At 34.7% G+C, this 18,669-nt stretch carries 18 protein-coding genes; 7 read left to right on the forward strand and 11 right to left on the reverse strand.

The annotated features are described in order from the left end of the window. Positions 1-69: 69 nt before the first annotated feature. The 5 genes from K6119_RS06205 to K6119_RS06225 form a co-directional block, all read right to left on the reverse strand. Complete coding sequence (locus K6119_RS06205; RefSeq protein ID WP_221836775.1) at positions 70-1,443, reverse strand: M20/M25/M40 family metallo-hydrolase; 1,374 nt, start codon at positions 1,441-1,443, stop codon at positions 70-72. Positions 1,444-1,475: 32 nt separating this feature from the next. After that, positions 1,476-3,413 (reverse strand): glycosyltransferase family 39 protein, encoded by a 1,938-nt coding sequence (locus K6119_RS06210; protein ID WP_221836778.1) that lies wholly within the window; start codon positions 3,411-3,413, stop codon positions 1,476-1,478. Between the two features lie 3 nt (positions 3,414-3,416). Further along, the gene (rlmB, locus tag K6119_RS06215) at positions 3,417-4,178 is read right to left on the reverse strand and encodes a 23S rRNA (guanosine(2251)-2'-O)-methyltransferase RlmB (RefSeq protein WP_221836781.1); all 762 of its coding nucleotides are present in this window, start codon (positions 4,176-4,178) and stop codon (positions 3,417-3,419) included. A gap of 13 nt (positions 4,179-4,191) precedes the next feature. Next, positions 4,192-5,409, reverse strand: coding sequence for an MFS transporter (locus K6119_RS06220; protein ID WP_221836783.1), 1,218 nt, complete (start codon positions 5,407-5,409; stop codon positions 4,192-4,194). A gap of 145 nt (positions 5,410-5,554) precedes the next feature. Next, positions 5,555-5,971, reverse strand: a complete 417-nt coding sequence (locus K6119_RS06225) for a hypothetical protein (protein ID WP_221836787.1) — start codon at positions 5,969-5,971, stop codon at positions 5,555-5,557. Positions 5,972-6,221: 250 nt separating this feature from the next. Between K6119_RS06225 and trhO the strand changes: the two genes are divergently transcribed. From trhO to K6119_RS06255, 6 genes are all read left to right on the forward strand, one after another. Beyond that, positions 6,222-7,283 (forward strand): oxygen-dependent tRNA uridine(34) hydroxylase TrhO, encoded by a 1,062-nt coding sequence (gene trhO / locus K6119_RS06230; RefSeq protein ID WP_221836790.1) that lies wholly within the window; start codon positions 6,222-6,224, stop codon positions 7,281-7,283. A gap of 74 nt (positions 7,284-7,357) precedes the next feature. Then, entirely contained in the window at positions 7,358-8,287 is a 930-nt protein-coding gene (gene paaA, locus K6119_RS06235) for a 1,2-phenylacetyl-CoA epoxidase subunit PaaA (RefSeq protein WP_221836793.1), read from the forward strand. 18 nt (positions 8,288-8,305) lie between these two features. After that, positions 8,306-8,590, forward strand: a complete 285-nt coding sequence (paaB, locus tag K6119_RS06240; protein ID WP_221836796.1) for a 1,2-phenylacetyl-CoA epoxidase subunit PaaB — start codon at positions 8,306-8,308, stop codon at positions 8,588-8,590. An 11-nt stretch (positions 8,591-8,601) separates the two neighbouring features. Next, the gene (gene paaC / locus K6119_RS06245; protein ID WP_221836800.1) at positions 8,602-9,357 is read left to right on the forward strand and encodes a 1,2-phenylacetyl-CoA epoxidase subunit PaaC; all 756 of its coding nucleotides are present in this window, start codon (positions 8,602-8,604) and stop codon (positions 9,355-9,357) included. Then, positions 9,351-9,830, forward strand: coding sequence for a 1,2-phenylacetyl-CoA epoxidase subunit PaaD (gene paaD, locus K6119_RS06250; protein WP_221836803.1), 480 nt, complete (start codon positions 9,351-9,353; stop codon positions 9,828-9,830). Before paaC ends, paaD begins: the two co-directional genes overlap by 7 nt. 39 nt (positions 9,831-9,869) lie before the next feature. Further along, the gene (locus tag K6119_RS06255) at positions 9,870-12,044 is read left to right on the forward strand and encodes a SpoIIE family protein phosphatase (protein ID WP_221836806.1); all 2,175 of its coding nucleotides are present in this window, start codon (positions 9,870-9,872) and stop codon (positions 12,042-12,044) included. On the opposite strand, the gene K6119_RS06260 is transcribed toward K6119_RS06255, so the two are convergent. From K6119_RS06260 to K6119_RS06285, 6 genes are all read right to left on the reverse strand, one after another. Further along, entirely contained in the window at positions 12,041-13,336 is a 1,296-nt protein-coding gene (locus K6119_RS06260; protein WP_221836808.1) for a cryptochrome/photolyase family protein, read from the reverse strand. The two genes, K6119_RS06255 and K6119_RS06260, sit on opposite strands and share 4 nt — an antisense overlap. A 2-nt stretch (positions 13,337-13,338) precedes the next feature. After that, positions 13,339-13,812, reverse strand: a complete 474-nt coding sequence (locus tag K6119_RS06265) for an SRPBCC family protein (RefSeq protein WP_221836811.1) — start codon at positions 13,810-13,812, stop codon at positions 13,339-13,341. A gap of 44 nt (positions 13,813-13,856) precedes the next feature. Then, positions 13,857-14,756, reverse strand: coding sequence for a toxin-antitoxin system YwqK family antitoxin (locus tag K6119_RS06270; protein ID WP_221836813.1), 900 nt, complete (start codon positions 14,754-14,756; stop codon positions 13,857-13,859). After that, entirely contained in the window at positions 14,749-15,693 is a 945-nt protein-coding gene (locus K6119_RS06275; protein WP_221836816.1) for a toxin-antitoxin system YwqK family antitoxin, read from the reverse strand. The genes K6119_RS06270 and K6119_RS06275 overlap by 8 nt, the downstream gene beginning before the upstream one ends. Positions 15,694-15,710: 17 nt before the next feature. Continuing rightward, positions 15,711-16,562 carry a toxin-antitoxin system YwqK family antitoxin gene (locus tag K6119_RS06280; protein ID WP_221836818.1) on the reverse strand — a complete coding sequence of 284 codons (852 nt, stop codon included), beginning with the start codon at positions 16,560-16,562 and terminating at the stop codon, positions 15,711-15,713. A 92-nt stretch (positions 16,563-16,654) separates the two neighbouring features. Beyond that, a complete protein-coding gene (locus K6119_RS06285) occupies positions 16,655-17,545 on the reverse strand; it encodes a hypothetical protein (protein ID WP_221836820.1) in 891 nt (296 codons plus the stop codon). 101 nt (positions 17,546-17,646) lie between these two features. Between K6119_RS06285 and murB the strand changes: the two genes are divergently transcribed. Beyond that, a complete protein-coding gene (gene murB, locus K6119_RS06290) occupies positions 17,647-18,654 on the forward strand; it encodes a UDP-N-acetylmuramate dehydrogenase (protein ID WP_221836829.1) in 1,008 nt (335 codons plus the stop codon). Positions 18,655-18,669: the final 15 nt, after the last annotated feature.

An 18,669-nucleotide genomic window follows, 5' to 3' on the forward strand; every position in this document is an offset into this window, starting at 1 on the left:
AATCGGAAAACAATGCAACGAAAACCAGGATGGACCACCTTTAATCGGGTGGTCTTTTTTTATATCATTTTAAATTGTTTTGTCCATCAGATATATTAAGGCGGCAAAAGCGCCAGCCCCAAGATGTAATTCTCTTTTGTTTACATTTTCAAAAACATCTGCTTCAGAATGATGATAATCAAAATAGCGCTGAGAAGAAATAGACATTCCTAATTGAATCATTTCAGGATAATACTCAGTTAGTGGACGAATATCGACACCACTATACCCTTTTTGGAAGTTATATAATTCAAATCCCTTCAACATGGAAGCATAAGTTTGAACAATACTCACTTGCTCATCCGTACCTTGAATATCGAATCCTATTGGTAAAAAACCTCCTCTATCACTTTCTAAAGCACAAATATGTTCCTCTCCTTTATCATGAGCAATTTTAGCATAAGATTTTCCTCCAAAATTCCCGTTTTCTTCATTCATAAAAAGAACGCATCTCAAAGTATGATTAGGTTTATAACCAAGCTGTTTTAAAATTCTCAATGCTTCAATACTATGTACAATCCCAGCCCCATCATCATGTGCTCCTTCACCCACATCCCAAGAATCAAGATGGCCGCCAAAAGTGATGATTTTATTATCCTTATTCCCTTTCATCTCCGCAATTACATTGTGAGACTTTACATTCGGGTATATACGGCAATCCATCTCCAATTTTAAAGTGACTTTTCCTTTTTGCAACCAAGCAGAAAGAACATCTGCATCTACCGTACTTATTGCCGCTCCGGGAATACTATCAACATCTGCATCATAATGCGTTGAACCAGTATGTGCATGTTCATCTGTTGATGAAGCCAATGATCTAATCACAACTGCTTTAGCACCTAACTTACCACCTTCATTTGGACCACTATGACGTTGATTTGCACAAGCACCATAAGCCTTGAACATTTGTAATAATTTCTGATCAAAAGGTCTATTCAGAAAAACAATTTTATTTTTTACCAAAGCTTTATCAGCAGCTTTTAATTCTTCCAGTGAATTAAAAACCACAACTTCGCCTTCAATTAACCCACCTGTTCCTACTGAACCTCCAAGAGCTAATACACTGAGTTTTTTAACCTCTCCCGATTCATTTTCAATCCAACAAGTTTCTTTGGTTCCTCTTTCCCAATGTGGAACTTCAATTTCTTGAAGGTACACCTCATCAAATTGATAAGATTTAAGTAATTTTTCTCCCCATTTAACAGCCATTTCTGCTTCAGATGAACCGGTAACTCTGGCGCCAATATCCTTGCATAAAGTTCTCAAATTATCATACGCCTGTCCTTTTTCTAGGGCTTCATCATAAATTTTTCTAATGAATACCGAATCAGGGTTGGGAGTCCCCTCGTGTCCAAATACTGAGACACCAAGAAACAATGCTGCTGTTAATGTTAGTGATTTCATAATCACCAAATATATTGAAATTGATTTGAAGCTTAATTCCAGATATTATCAAACACCTGAATAGTTATACTTTGAATATATACCGGAATAGATGGTTTTCTATTCCACAGACTGATTTTTAACACATCTGTTTTCTCTAAAAAGTCCGGTATTTTAAATACAAAATACCCTTTGTGATTCTGACTAGTTAAAATCATTCTTTCTAAATCTCTACCTAACCAAAAAGGCTCACTCAAATGAATAATCGGTAATCCTTTATCATTATTGGCTGACACTGATGCTGTTAACTGCGCCTCTTCTAACATTCTAGCAACTACCTCTACTTTGATATACTTGTTTTCAGGATTTTTAATTCTACTTAACTCAAATTCATAATCCGGTCCATATGGATTTGACTCATTCAATTCATACGTAAAAGCCTCCCTTCCATGCCTTCTTAATTCATACAATGAATCTACTGACACAAATTCTTTATTGAATCTCCAGCCTTCATTTTCTTCTGTTGGGTAAAATACAGCTAGATCCGCGCTTTTTTGTTCTATAGATTTTGAACCAATATTAGATAAAAGGAAAACTGCAGAATTATTGTACTTTTTAGCTGCGATAATATTCGGATAAAATTCTTTACATGTTTCAAAAACTTGAGGAAGTGTAAGTCTTCCTGAATAACCAACAATGCAATAAGTTTTGTCGTTTTTTATTTTTAATAAATCCTCTCTAATATTGGCAGCATCACCAAATTCGATAACATCCCAATCAAATTGAATAGTCCTATCTTTTTGATTTGCATAAAAATTCATGTAATTGGGATTGTTCAAATTATAGACTGTATAAATATTTTCAGCTCCGTATTGATCTTCCCATTTTAATATATCATCAGCAACTTCTTTGAATAATTCATAATGCATATGCCCATACAGATCTTTTTCTTGAATTGTAGAAAAAGCAGTAGTAACCATCAATAATGCACTTAATATTCCTTGATACCTGAATTTTGAAAGCCACCAACCAATAATTAGCAATAGAAAAGGAAAGGCAAATAACATTACAGGGAATTTTAAAACAGGAGTGCCAACCCAGGAATAAATGTGTCCAACAGTATAGATTCCAAAAAACCACACTACGAACAAAATGAGTGATTTGACATTTTCAGCTTGTTCTTTTTCTTTCAATACAAATGTCAATGCAATTAAGCCAATCAATAAACCTATCAACCACCAGGACTCATTAAAGGCATAAAAAACAAACTGTAATAACCAATTATCATCCGGTGGACCTAACCACTGCAAACCACCTACATCCAACTGGTACTGTGTAATTGGAATGTGAGGTAAATAAAGAACAATTGCCAAGACACCTGCAATAAGCAGGTACTTCAATTTCTTTAGTTTGATAAAAATCAAACCTGAAACACATAACCATCCCACAAATAAGAAAGCAAAATGATGCGTGTACATTGCAGCTGCAACCGATAATCCTAGAAAAATAGCATCTTTATAATTGGTCTTTTCTTCAAATAATATCTTCAAATAAAACCAGGCCGATAAAAGGGAAAACATTAAACCGGGACTATAAGGACGCGCAAATTCGGCATTCATTATAGGAAAATATAGTAGGGATAATAAGATAGCAGCTATTACACCTGTTTGTCTATTAATCCATTTATTTCCTATTAAGAAAACAAGTAAAATTGAGATGACACCACAAATAACAAAAGGAAATCTCATCCCCATTTCATTCACCCCTCCAACATACGACCAGGCTTTCATGAACACCTGCACACCAGCAGGGTGCATGTCTCCTGTTTTTACGCCGTATTCAATGAGATCACTGAAATTATCGTATTGTAATCTGTTAATTGCACTCAGCTCATCATTTGAATATGAATGCGTAAATGAAATAGTAAATCGAAGGATAAATCCAATCAATAGGATAATGATGATGTCAATATTCCTTTTGATTAAAGACATAAATTATTGAACTGATCTTTGACGAACACATTCATAAAGCATGATTCCTGCTGAAACAGAAACATTTAAAGATGCAATTTCGCCCACCATTGGGATTTTTGCCAATTCATCACTTTCTGACAATAATTTCCTTGAAACTCCATCCTCTTCTGATCCCATTATAATGGCTGTTGGCAAATCAAAATCCACATCATAAATCATTTTATCAGATTTCTCAGTTGCCGCAACAATTTGTACTCCATATTCTTTCAGCTCGTGAATAACCGCAGATAAGTCTGGAACCTGACAAACCGGTATTTTATTCAAAGCTCCAGCTGAAGTTTTTACTGCATCAGAAGTAATAGACACACTGTCTTTTTGCGGAATCACAATAGCATGCACACCGTGACATTCTGCTGTACGTGCAATGGCTCCAAAATTTCTAACATCTGTCAATCTATCCAATAACAAAATCAAAGGCAATTCGCCGTCTTCAAATAACTTGGTTACAATTGGACTTAAATCATAATAAGGTATAGGTGATATTTGAGCAATAACCCCTTGATGATTTTTTCTTGTTAACCTGTTTAATTTGTGAATTGGTACAAACTGTAGGTTATACTTCTTGTTTGCTAATTCCTCTTTCAACTCATAGAACAACTCTTTATTCATCCCTTTTTGGATGTATATTTTGTTGATTGGTCTACCAGATCTAATAGCTTCTATTACGGCTCTTACACCATAAATAATATCTTCAGCGTCTTCGTACTTGCTTTGTTTGTACATGCTTCAAAAATAGTTAATTATAAATTGCCTGCCTTGTTCTTCTGGTGAAAAACATATATATCAAAGCAGCTCCACACATGCTAAAACCAAAGAAGAATGCATTGAACACATTTCCTTCCTGGTTATTGTAGATTAATTGCGTAAAGTAGTTTCCACTTAAAAAGCCCAGTTCCAGCATAATGAACATGGTTCCCATTCCTCTACCTTTGTATTTTGGATTTGATAAATCAGCTGTCCATGCCATTACTGCCGGGGAAATAATTGCAGTTCCTGCCCCAAACACAAGGGCGCTAATCATAAATTGAGTTGGATTTTGGGCTGTTCCGGTAATCATGGTAGCTATCATCAAGGTAATTAGCCCGGCCATAATGTTTTTTCGAGCTCCAATTTTATCTACCAATTTACCTGATGCAAATCTCACTGCTATTACAATAAAGATGTTAATTCCAAAAAAAGCTCCTTTATTCTCTATCCCTAAATAAGTACTTACTTCAGGAACCATAAAGAAATAAATGGCTGTTATATTGGTGTAAATGAATGTGATAATTGCAGGTTGCGCTACTTCTGGTCCTATTAGTTCATCTAATCTTGGAATCACCTTTTGAAAGAAGGTAGTATATCCTCTTTCTGCAGCATTTTGTTCAATTGCTTTTTTATCTTCTGAAATAAAGAAAATCATCACCATTGAAACTAAACCTAAAATACCTACTGTAATAAATAAACCATCAATTCCAGCTGCAGATTTCACAATACTTCCCATGAACTGCCCCATGCTGAATCCCAGGGCAATTGTAACACCAAAAATTCCCATAGCCTCTCCTCTTTTACCTTGTGGAATTACATCTGCAACTAAGGCTGTTGCACCTGTAGGCTGAAATCCAGTACTGAAACCGTGCAAAAATCTGAGCATTAAAAATCCTGTCACCGTAATGAAAAAAGGATATAAGAAGGAAATAATTACAGATACTGCAACTCCAAAGTACATGACAGATTTACGGCTTACATTGTCTGCTATTTTACCGGATAAAGGACGGCTTATAGCTGCGGCTATTGTCCACAATCCCAATATCATCCACTTATAATCTGCACCTCCAAGTGTAGTAATATACTCGTTCATCTCAGGGATCAACATATTAAAGCTTGAGAAAAACAAGAACATGTGAATACTCAACATCCAAAATGAAGCGTTGTAATCCTTAAGTGAACTAAAATATGCTGCTACCTTATTCATTGAATACGCAAAATTACGCCGAATTAAATTCAAAACGTCTTTATATTTTGCTTTTGTTGCTAATTGACTGAATATGAATAATGAAAAAACCCCGATCTAACAATTGTCAAATCGGGGCTTAAATGATCGCATCAAATCAATGTGCTTAATGATGTTGGTGATGTTCACATTTTTCTTTCTTATGTTCCTCTCTTTTTTTCTTATGCTCTTCAATTTTAGCTTCGAATTTTTCTTTTTGTTCGTCAGTTAAAACATCTTCAATTTCATTTTTTGTTTTCTCCCTTTCTTCTTTCGCTTTTTTACGCAAAGCCTTCATTTCTTCATGGATTTTATCCATTTCTTTAATGTGTGCTAAGTTGATGGCTTTTATTTTCACTGCTTGCTCATCTGTTAAGCTTAACTCAGTTGTTAATTTTTGTGTGCGTTTTTCTGCCTTTTCTTCAGGAGTAAGATCGTTCATTTCTTTTTTTCTTTCCTCTTCTGTCAATCCTTTTCCATCTTGTGAAAATCCTACCGAAGTTGATATTAAAATACAAGCGGCAATCATTGCTATTCTCTTCATACTTTTAATTTTTATGCCGTTTTAATTGGCTGGTTTTGCTTCTTTGACCCAACTAATCCACAATGGTTTAATTGCCACTTAATTTTTATTGAAATTGAACTGAATTTTTGATACGTAGATTTGATTATGTTTTGAAATATGATAAAAATCAGTAGCTCATTGCATTATAAGCCTTATCTTTGCCGTGGTTCTATTGATTTTAGGGCCAAATCGTATTTATATTAAATTTTAGAACTTAATTATTTATAGCATGCAACTGTACAATAAATTGAGTGCTAAAGAAAGAGAAGCGTTGATTGACGAAGCGGGTGAAGACCGTTTAACTATTTCTTTCTATCAGTACCACAATATCGGAAATCCGAAAATTTTTAGAAATCACTTATTTGTAGCTTGGGACGCACTAGATGTTTTAGGTAGAATTTATGTAGCCAAAGAGGGTATTAATGCTCAACTTTCGGTACCTGCACCTAAATTCAATGAGTTTAAAGCACATTTGGATAGTATTTCATTTTTAAATGGAATAAGATTAAATGTTGCCATTGAGCAGTATAACAAGTCGTTTTTAAAATTGAAGATAAAGGTGAGAAACAAAATTCTTGCTGATGGATTGAATGACGAAACTTTTGATGTTACCAACAAAGGTGTTCACTTAAAAGCGAAAGATTTTAATAATATTATTTCTCAAGACAATACAGTTTTGATTGATATGAGAAATCATTACGAACATGAAATAGGTCACTTTAAAGGAGCCATTTTACCTGACGTGGATACTTTTAGAGATTCATTGCCTCAAATTGTTGATGATTATATTGAAGGAGCCAAAGAAGACAAGAACATTGTAATGTATTGTACCGGTGGTATCCGTTGTGAAAAAGCAAGTGCTTATTTTAAACATTTAGGCGCTAAAAATGTTTATCAATTAGAAGGTGGAATTATTGAATATGTTCGTCAGATTAAAGCTGAAGGATTAGAAAATAAATTCATTGGTAAAAACTTTGTATTTGATGACAGGATGGCTGAGAGTGTGAGTGAGGATGTTATTGCCAGCTGTCACCAGTGCGGGGAGCCATGTGACACGCATACAAACTGTTCAAATGTTGACTGCAACTTACTTTTTATTCAATGCGATTCATGCAAAGAAAAAATGGAAAATTGTTGTTCAGTTGAATGTGTAGACATTATCCACTTACCTGAAGAAAAGCAAAAAGAACTTAGAAAAGGTAAAAACAACAGCAATAAGATCTTTAAAAAAGGAAGATCTACCAAGCTAAAATATATGCATAAGGTTGAACTAGAAACTGAGAAAGCTTAGTTTCTGAAGATAAATTTCTCAGAAAAATTAAGTTTTATAATTAGTATCTTTGTTTACCACCCTAAGAAAATATTATGGATAAATATCAAGAAGCATTTGATAGCATCATTGAGAAAGACGAGCGTGTTGAGCCAAGAGATTGGATGCCGGATGATTATAGAAAACACTTGATCAGACAAGTTTCACAGCATGCACATTCTGAAGTTATTGGAATGCAGCCTGAAGGAAACTGGTTGTTAAGAGCTCCATCATTGAGATCAAAACAAGTGTTACTGGCTAAGATTCAGGATGAAGCAGGACACGGATTATATCTTTACTCGGTTGCTGAAACTTTAGGAATCTCTAGAGAAGAGATGATTAGTCAATTACATCAAGGAAAAGCTAAATACTCTAGTATCTTTAACTACCCTGCATTAACATGGGCAGATATAGGAGCTATTGGTTGGCTGGTTGACGGTGCTGCAATTGTAAATCAGGTATCTCTTCAAAGAACTTCATACGGACCTTATTCTAGAGGAATGATTAGAATCTGTAAAGAAGAGAGTTTTCACCAAAGACAAGGTTACGAAATCATGGTACAAATGGCCAATGGTACTCCAGAGCAGAGACAAATGGCTCAGGATGCTTTAAATAGATTTTGGTGGCCTTCAATTATGATGTTTGGACCTCATGATTCTGATTCTCCAAATACAGGTAATGCCATAAAATGGAAAATCAAAAGAGAGTCTAATGATGAGTTAAGACAAAAATTTATTGATAAAACGGTTCCGCAGGCAGAATTCCTGGGATTAACTATTCCTGATCCAGAATTGAAATGGAACGAAGCTAAAAACAGCTACGACCATGGAGAAATTGACTGGGAAGAATTTTGGGCTGTTGTTAAAGGAAACGGACCTTGTAATAAAGAAAGATTAGATCATCACAAAAAAGCTCATGATGAAAATGCATGGGTAAGAGAAGCTGCTACTGCTTACGCCGAAAAAACAGAAGGAGCTCTAGTTTAACTACATAGAAAAAGAATTATGAAATCAGGAGATAAAGTTTGGGAAGTATTCATCCAAAAAAAATCAGGATTAGCTTTTAAGCATGTCGGAAGTGTTCACGGATATGACAAAAAAATGGCTTTACAAAATGCCAGAGATTCTTACACCAGAAGAGGTGAAGGAAGAGCTATCTGGGTTGTTCCGGCTGAGTGCATTGTTGCGTCACCATTAGATCAAGCAGATGCATTTTTTAATCCTTCAGAGGATAAAGTATACAGACACCCAACTTTTTATGAAATTCCGGATGGAGTTGAAAACCTATAAGAACTGATATAATGATGAATATCACAATAGATAACGACTTCGCTAAATTTGTTATTCGCCTGGCGGATACCGAGATGATTTTAGGTCAAAGATTAAGTGAAATGTGTAGTAACGGACCTTTTTTAGAGGAAGATATTGCGCTTTCAAACTCTGCTTTGGACTTAATCGGGAGAGCTGAAGAACTATATAAAATTGTTTCAGAAGTGGAAGCTAAAGGTGTGAGTCCTGATGACTACGTTTTTAGAAGAAATGAACGAGAGTATTTCTGCATCAAATTGGTTGAACAACCAAATGAAGATTTTGCATGGACAATTGCCAGATCATATCTTCATGATGTTTATGCAAAGGAAGTATTCACTCAGCTTACATCTAGCGAAAATGAGCAATTATCTGCTCTGGCTAAAAAAGTTTTAGTTGAAATTGAATATAACCTTGACCGTTCAAGAGATTGGATGGTAAGACTTGGGCAAGGAACCGAAGAAAGTAACAAAAGATTACAGGTAGCTGTTGATCACATGTACAAGTATATTTCTGAATTGTGGGATTGGGATGAAATTGATAACAAATACTTATCTAATGCTGACCAAATCAAAGCAAATTGGGAAACTGAAGTAAAAGGTGTTTTAAATTCTTCTAATATTAATATCCCAGAACTTTCTCCTGTATTTATGGGAGACTATCGCAATGGGGTACACTCTGAATTTTTAGGACATCTATTAACTGAAATGCAGTATTTACCTCGTGCGTATCCTAACGCTAAATGGTAGCAGAAAAAATCAATAATGACACTGAGCATCTCTGGGATCTATTACGTCAAGTACCGGATCCTGAGATTCCTGTCATTAACCTTGTTGAATTAGGTGTTGTAAGAGAAATTGAACAGATTGGTAATTTGATAAAAGTTACCGTAACACCTACCTACACAGGTTGTCCTGCAAAAAAATTCTTTAACGACTTAATTACTGAAAAACTTAATGACAACGGATATGAAAACGTTGAAATTAAAACTGTATTAAGTCCAGCCTGGTCTACTGATTGGTTATCTGAAGAAACCAAGGCTAAAATGATGAAGGAAGGAATTTCTCCTCCAACATTAGACAATTCAGTTGTCACTTGTCCTAATTGTCAATCTACCAACACAAAAATAATTAGCAAGTATGGCTCAACACCATGTCAATCACTTTATTCATGTGAGGATTGCAAAGAGCCATTTAATTATTTCAAATGTCACCGTGTATAACGGTAATTAAACAGAGATAACTATCTTAGTCTCTGAATAATGAAGCTACTTCTCACTATATTATTTTTATTCCCACTATTCACCTTTGCTCAACAAGATTCTGCATTGACATCTTTGGGATATTATGATTTGATTTCATCCAATAAAGCTGATTTAAAGGACACATCTGTCGTTAAAGAAATTCACAACTTAGCTGTTAGTTCAGCATACAGTCAACCAAAAAAGCATGAACTATATGCTTTTGCTGTTTTCCAACTTTCTTCAAAAATTAATTATAAAACTGGGATCAGTACCGGTTATAGGGATATTGCGGATGCAAAAATGGTTTTGGGTGATTATGATTCGGCAGTTTATTACGCAGATAAATCTTTAGCTATTTCTAATAAGGAAAACTTATACCTAGAACAAAAAGAGGCTTATAGAACAAAAGGCAATATCTACTATTATACTGGAGAATATTCAAAATCACTAGACATGTACTTTAAAACAGCAGAGCTGTGTGAAAAGTATTTTAAAGAAGAATTGTCGGGTGCATATGGATCGATTGGAATGGTATTCAGAGTAATTGGAAACCAAATAAAAGCATTAGAATATCTTGAGGAAGGATTACAATTGGCCAAAGTTTACAAAGACACTTCTGATCAAATGTTCATTCTCAATAATTTAGGAATCATTGCCAAAAATCAAGATGATTATGAAAAGGCTAAAGAATATTATGATGAAGGATTGAAACTGTCTATTGAAACCAACAACATTAGAAGAGAGGGTGAATTTGTATACAACTCTGCACATGTATATTTCAAAATTGGAGATACAGCCACCGCCATGAAATACTTAGAAAGATCTTCAGAAATAACAGAGTTTTTTGGTTTCCAGCGAGATCTGGCAATTGAACACCAAAATTTAGGTTTATTATATATGAACTTAAAACAATTCAAAAAAAGTGAAATGCATTCTTTAAAAGCAATTGACAATGCTTTGGCCTGTGGTTTTTGGGAAGCAGAAATGGAAGCTAGAAGAGTGTTAGCAGAAGTATATTTTAAAACCGGCAGATACAAATGGGCTTATGAAGAATTGCTATTGTCAGGAAAAATATCCGATAGTATTGACCTGAAAAGCCTTAACTCTGAAGCATATGAAATTGAAAATGAGTTTAGAGAACAACAACAGGCTTTGGCAGATTCGCTTCAAAAAGAAAAAGAAGCACTAATTCAAGCTCATGAAGATCAATTATCTGAAGAAAAAGTAAGATCCAGAGAGAGGTTGTTAATTGCTGCTGGAATAGCACTAATAGGAGTAGTAATAGGCCTTGTATTTTTGTTTAGATCTAACAAAAAAGTTAAAGCAAAAAATCAAATCATCACACTTCAAAAGGACGAAATTGAAGAGCAGCATAAAGAGATTACAGACAGTATCAATTATGCTCAAAGAATTCAATCGGCCTTAATTTCCGGCAATGAAGAATGGGATAAAATAAGTGAAGATCACTTTATATTATTTATGCCAAAAGATGTTGTAAGTGGTGATTTTTACTGGGCATATCATTCAAACGAAGAAGATATTTCAATTTGGGTTACTGCAGATTGTACAGGACATGGAGTACCGGGTGCATTCATGTCAATGTTAGGAATTGGATTTTTGAATGAAATAATAGTTGAAGGTGGGCAAAGAGATGGAGGTGAAATACTTAATTCATTGAGAAAAAAAATCATTAAAGCCCTGGAGCAAAAAGGTGCCCAAACCCAACAAAAAGACGGAATGGATTTGGCCTTGTGTATCTTGGATAGAAAAGCCAATAAATTAAGCTTTACAGGAGCTAACAATGGATTATATATCATTAGAGATCATTCAAAATTTACTCCTGAAGAATTGCTAAACCTTATGGTAGACCAATCAAGTGGAAAAGCTATTATTGAATATCGACCTAATAAAATGCCGGTAGGCTTTCACGCAGAACAAGAGAAACCATTTATTTCTACAGATATTCAACTGCAGAAAGATGATTTGGTACTTTGTTACACAGACGGATATGCAGATCAATTTGGTGGTGACAAAGGCAAAAAACTAAAGTATAAGCCATTTAAGTCAATCATTTTGGCCAACGCTTCAAAACCCGTTAAACTTCAAGGAGAGATTCTTCGCAAACACTTTGAAGATTGGAAGGGTGATTACGAGCAAATCGACGACGTATGTGTTATAGGGGTAAAAGTTTAATTGACTTTTTCAACTACCTCAATTCCAACTTTGTAAGTTTGTAAGCACCTTTCTCGCGCCTCTTTGTGACTAACCATTTCCTGAGGATAAGTCAAGTCTTCAAAGTCTTTTACCCATGTTTTTACATATTTGAGTTTTGGATCAAACTTTTTTAGTTGTTCATGTGGATTGAAAATTCTAAAATAGGGTGCTGCATCACATCCTGTTCCTGCCACCCATTGCCAATTTCCGATATTTGAAGACAGTTCATAATCCAATAATTTCTCTGCGAAATAAGCCTCACCCCAACGCCAATCTATCAGCAAATGTTTGCATAAAAAACTAGCACAAACCATTCTTACTCTTCCGTGCATATAACCCGTTTCATTTAATTGACGCATGCCTGCATCAACCATTGGATAGCCCGTTTCTCCCCTGCACCATTGTTCAAATTCTGCTTCATTATTTCTCCAAGCTATACCGTCGTATTTACTTTTGAAATTGAATTCTACTGATTTAGGAAAATGATACAATATCATCATAAAAAACTCTCTCCAAATTAACTCATTGGTAAACTGCCAATGATTTTTGTAGACTTCTTTAATGAGTTTTCTGATACTGATAGTACCAAACCTCAGGTGTGGCCCTAAATTACTGGTATCAATTTCAGGTAGATTTCGGTTCTCTGCATATCCGTTTAATGCTTTAGGATTATAAGATGCAACTTTAATTTTAGAAGGTTTTATACCTAAATCACTTTTAGAAGGAAAGGGAATATTTAAAGGTAAAAATCTATTAAACTCCACATCTTCCGTAAAGTGCAATGCATTGTAATTAAATTGAGAACGCCATTTTTTCATAAAGGGAGTGAATACGGTATATGGAGTTCCATCATCTTTTAAAACCTCCTCTTTTTCAAAAATTACCTGATCTTTAAAAGTCACCATTCGAACCCCATGTTCATTAAGGATTTCTTCAACATTCTTATCCCTTTTAAGGGCGTATGGCTCATAATCTCTATTGGTAAAGACTTCTGCTATATCATATTCATTTAGAACATTCTTCCAAATTTCAAAAGGATCACCATGATAGACCTTCAAAGCTGAATTATAATTTCCAAGTGTAGCATTTATACTTTTCAGCTGATCATAGATAAAGTTGACACGTGAGTCATCTGCAGGTAATTCATCTAAAATGTTTTCGTCAAAAATAAAGATGGGCAAAACGGGAAAACCTTTGCCTAATGCAGCATTTAATCCTACATTATCTTCCAACCTAAGGTCTCTTCTGAACCAGAATACATTTACTTTCATAATTAAGATTCAGGATATTTTCCAAACATCTCTTCAATTGCCTTATGACGGTAATTAAAGATCTGGTTTAATTTTCGTTTAATGATAATAACGTTGGCTATGCTTCCTAGAAATTTTAATGGAGGTTCATAAGTAATTATATCTCGCATTAACACTCCTTTTTCTGTTTGCTCTAAATGATGCTCATGATGCCACATTTTGTATGGACCAACTCTTTGCTCATCCACAAAAAAAGATAGATCTTGTACATGTGTAATTTCTGTTACCCATGTAGTTTTGATTCCTGCTAAAGGCTTTACTTTATAGGAGATGATCATTCCGGGATACATTTTTTGGGGAAGGTTTTTTGATGTAATCTGAAATCCCATGGAATCAGGAGTAATTTTTTGCAAGTTGTTGGGAGTTGCAATAAAATCCCATACTTTTTCAAGGCTTGAGGGAATTTTTTGTTCTCTTATTATTTGATACACTGCCATACAGTGTTAGAACAATTTCATTCTAGTTTAGTTCATCTTAATGATTACAAATCTCCATCTGAATGATACTTACCGTTTTTCCAAATTTCGATTTTCAAAAGGATGCCATCACTGTCAAATTTATAAAGCTTTCCACTCCATAACTTTCCATTTTTGAAAATGCCATCCATCCAAATTTCATCTTTGTCATTATATAATTTATTGTAATCATCTGGTTCAAAAGGCTTTTTATCCTTTCTTATTCCAAATTTCCCGGTTGGTCCTCCTTCACCTGGTGGATAGATTTTATTAAAACAATCTTCTGAAATTTTAAATTTCTCAACCTTACTTACAAGATTACTATCCCAACTTATTTTCTCTATTAGCTCCTGACATTCATTGTATCGGTACGCGACCTTTATTGAATCTTCCCAAAAACAGATCAACTCAATACTGTCATTACTAAACTTGTACATTAATGTATCTCCGTAAGCTAAATTTGATATGTTCTTAGGGGGCGGAATAAGTGTTCCTTTATTACTAACACCTGTATCACAGTCATCTTTATAAATCTCAATTAATTGGTGTTTTTTATCAATTTCACTGTGGGCTTCATGATTTGATTCCATTTTGTAAGTTCTAAATACTCCATGCTCTTTTAGACATCCTGACTCATAAAACTTCCAATACTCGCCATTAGGCCTATTTTTCTCATAAGTTCCTATTAAACGTATAGTTTTTCCATCTTGAAAGTACTTTGTCCAAACTCCTTGTTTTCTATCATCCTTATATGTCCCTTCTTCAATTATCCCTTCTGCCGAGTATTCTTTTTCAGGTTTCATATGACCATAGATGATCCAATAGCCTTGTTTTAATCCATTTTCATCTGTTTGGTTGATGGTGTCATTTTGAGCAAACAGTCCCAAGGAAAAGAATAAGAAATATGTCAATAACCACTTATTCATTCAACCATTTATCAGATTTATAAATCCCCTTTTTATACTTAAAAACTCTTTTCCTTCCTGTATCGGTATAACAAAACATCTTCCCATCTATAAGATCTCCATCCTCCACATAACCGTCTATAATTAACCTCCCTTTTGAATCGTATAATTTTTGACTTCCATTTTTTGCTGAACTCAATTCATAACTATAATCACATACACCATCTTGGATTAAAATTTCTGTGGAAAGATGCGTTTTTGTTTTATAGTCTGAATTAGTTGTTTGTCTACGGACATCTGGCTGTGGTGTAAAAACACTTCCTTTTTTAGTTTCGGGCAATTCGCAATCATCTTTGTAATAACTTACAGATATTACTTCTCCATCATCTGTATAATTCACAATTTTCTTAATACAGCCTGAATAATAATACTTGATTGATTGACCTTTTGAAACACCATCAATTTTGAAAATAGAAAGTTCAACTTTTGGGATTGTATCAGTACTATCACAGCTATCGAAATAATAAAAAATGTCCCCCTCTTCGCGTCCATTTTCATTGAAATAATGCTGCACCATTGGGGTTCCGCATTCATAATAAAAACTATGGGTACAATTTTTATGTCTCCCTCTTTCAAAGCAAGCATCTGCCATTAACTGACCTGTAGGGTAGAATTTTTGGTACTTACCATATGGCCTGCCATTTACATACTCTCCAATAAGTCGTGGTGTTTTTCCATCAGGATGGTACTTGATCCATTTTCCGCTTTTTCTGTCGTCTTTATAGGTACCTTCTTCTATCAACAAACTATCCGGATAATCACGTTTATCAAACATATATCCATACAAAATCCAATAGCCTTGTTTCAGCCCATCTTGATCTACTTGATTAAGCGTATCTGTTTGTGAAAAAACAGTGTTTACAGAGATAAGTAGCAATACCAATAAAGAATATTGCATACATTTTGGGTTATAAATTACAACTGTCCATCCGAATGGTATTTACCATCCTTCCAGATTTCAATCTTTAATAAAATTCCGTCTGAATCGTATTTGTACAATTTACCGTTCCAAAGTTTACCACCTTTGAACTCACCATCCATCCAGATTTCATCATTGTCGTTATAAAGCTTGTTGTATCCGTCTCTATCAAAAGGTTTTCCGTCTTTTTTGACTCCTTTGTTTCCACTTGGACCACCAGAACCACTTTCTACTTTCTCACCTTTTGGAGGATTTACTCTTTCTTTTTCTTCGTTTGAGATAATTTCACCGGTTTCACTGTACTTTACAATCTTCTTGACATCTCCATTTGGATAATAGGTAATTGCGTCACCAACCGTCACCCCATCTTTTTTGGTCATTATCATTTGAGGAGTACCATCATCATAGAAGAACTCTACTTTTCCTTCTTCTTTACCGTCGTTGTTGAATGTTTTTCTTTGGGTAACTATTCCATCTTCATTAGTAACGGTATAATCACCGAGCATTTTTTTGTTTTGATAATCACCTTTTTCGGCTGAAACTCCATTTTCATGGAATTTTTCAAACTTTCCGTAAGGTCTACCATTTACGTAGTTCCCTATTAATCTAGGAGTTTTACCATCTGCATGATACTTAGTCCATAATCCATGTCTACGATTATTTAAGTATGGACCTTCTTCGATTTTACCGTCTGCAGGATATCCTTTTTCAGGATTGTCTTTACCGTAAACGATCCAGTATCCTACCTTCACACCATCTTTTATCTGGTTGAGGGTATCCGATTGCCCATAGATTGAGGAGGTTAAAAAGGGCAATGCCATTAAAAGTGTCAAAAGCATTGTTCGCATAAGTCCTTTGAATTTACAAAAATTAAAATTACGTGGCAAGAATTGTTATTAATTAGCACAAATGTTTAAAGGCAAGAAAGATGCCAAATCATCTACATGTAGTAATTTAAGCCTATTCCAAGGCTATAGAACATGCGAGCATTTACACTGGCTCTCGGATTAATTTGAACTTCTGTTCCAATTTTCGCATTGATGTCAACCGTAAACTTTGACAAAGCAGGAAGATTTGACAAAGGCGTTTCAATTCGCACAGGAATATAGGGTCGAATGAAATATGCCATTTTCACTTCTTGTTCAACTGTATTTGAATAAATTTGAGTAATTGCCGGTGCATAATAACCATTGTTGCTTCCTGAATAAGATTCCACTTCTGCATAGCTCAAAACCCCATTTTCATCATACAAACCGGTTTCATATGATATCGTGTGTCTTACTTGTGCGTGATTGTATAGCGTCATGTCAAAAGCTGCTCCTAAACCTACACCAAAGCCCGGATTTTTATCTCCTAAAAAAATAAGATACTCTCCAAAAACACTGATATTTTTTGAAGATGCAGAGTAAACTGTAGAATGATAAAAAATAGTATCTCTATACAGTGTTTCAATGCTTCCGGTACTTGAAGTTAAGGTAAGTGTATCTGACCTAACGGTTATTTTATCCCTGAATTCAAAAGCGTAATTGTTTCCTCCGTTATAACCAACTCCAAGATCAAACTTTGACCGTTTAAAAGCGCCCATATTGCTCAAATCCGGACCTTTAAAGATCATCCTTGCATTGATCCCATTTCTTGTGAATAAAGTTGATGACGCTATCAATTCAGCATCTGAGGAATGTAAAAAAAACTCAGGATTGTTGATCACTTTACCATATTCAGTAAATGAAAGTGTTGGCTCATCCAAAAGATTGAATGCAGCTTCAACACCAAATCCAGTTAAAACTTTATCTGTTTGATCCTGAGCCCAACCAAATAAAGGGATAAACATTATGAACGGAAACAAAATTCGCATACTGTTAACGCCGGGTTCTTGATAATAAACCAAAAAAGTGACGACTTATTTTATCTAACTGGATTAATTTTGACCTAATGATTCAACAAAACATCAATTTACAACCATACAACACCTTTGGATTAGCCGTAAATGCAGCCAATTTTTGTGAATTCTCCAATATTGAAGAATTAAAGGATGCCATTTCAAAATTCAAAGATCAACCCCTCTTGGTTTTAGGAGGCGGTAGTAATATGTTGCTAACCAAAGATGTCCAGGGATTAGTATTAAAAAACAATCTCAAAGGAATAGAACTAGTAAAAGAGGTTGGTAATGATGTTTGGATCAAATCAATGGCAGGAGAAGTATGGCATGATTTAGTGATGTATGCCATTGAAAATGGTTATGGTGGAATAGAAAACTTGTCATTAATTCCAGGAAGTGTTGGAGCTGCACCAATGCAAAACATAGGAGCATATGGTGTAGAAGTTAAAGATGTTTTTGATTCTTTAGAAGCCTACAATATTGAAAACGGAAACATTGAAGTTTTTACTAATGATCAATGCCAGTTTGGGTACAGAGAAAGTGTATTTAAGAGAAGTTTAAAAGGAAAATACATCATTGTTTCGGTTACTTTAAAACTTACCAAGCATTCTGAAATCAACACTTCATACGGTGCCATTGCATCTGAATTGGAAAATATGGGAGTAAGCCAAGCGGGAATAAAAGAAGTAAGTCAGGCCGTAATCAATATTCGTCAAAGTAAATTGCCTGATCCAAAAGAAATAGGAAACTCAGGAAGTTTCTTTAAAAACCCGGTTATCGGTAAATCTCAATTTGAACAACTTAAAGCAAAGTTTCCTGACATAGTAAATTACCCGGTAGATGAAAATCACGTAAAAATTGCTGCCGGATGGTTAATAGATCAAGCCGGATGGAAAGGTAAGACTATTGGGAATTATGGGGTTCACAAAAATCAAGCACTTGTTTTGGTTAATTATGGTGGAGCTAAAGGTCAGGATATTTACCAACTCTCTGAGGACATCATGAAATCAGTAAAAGACATTTACGGCATTGACCTGGAAAGAGAAGTAAATGTTATTTAGACGAGCTCTTCACAA

This window comes from Paracrocinitomix mangrovi, assembly GCF_019740355.2.
GTDB lineage: Bacteria > Bacteroidota > Bacteroidia > Flavobacteriales_D > Crocinitomicaceae > Paracrocinitomix > Paracrocinitomix mangrovi.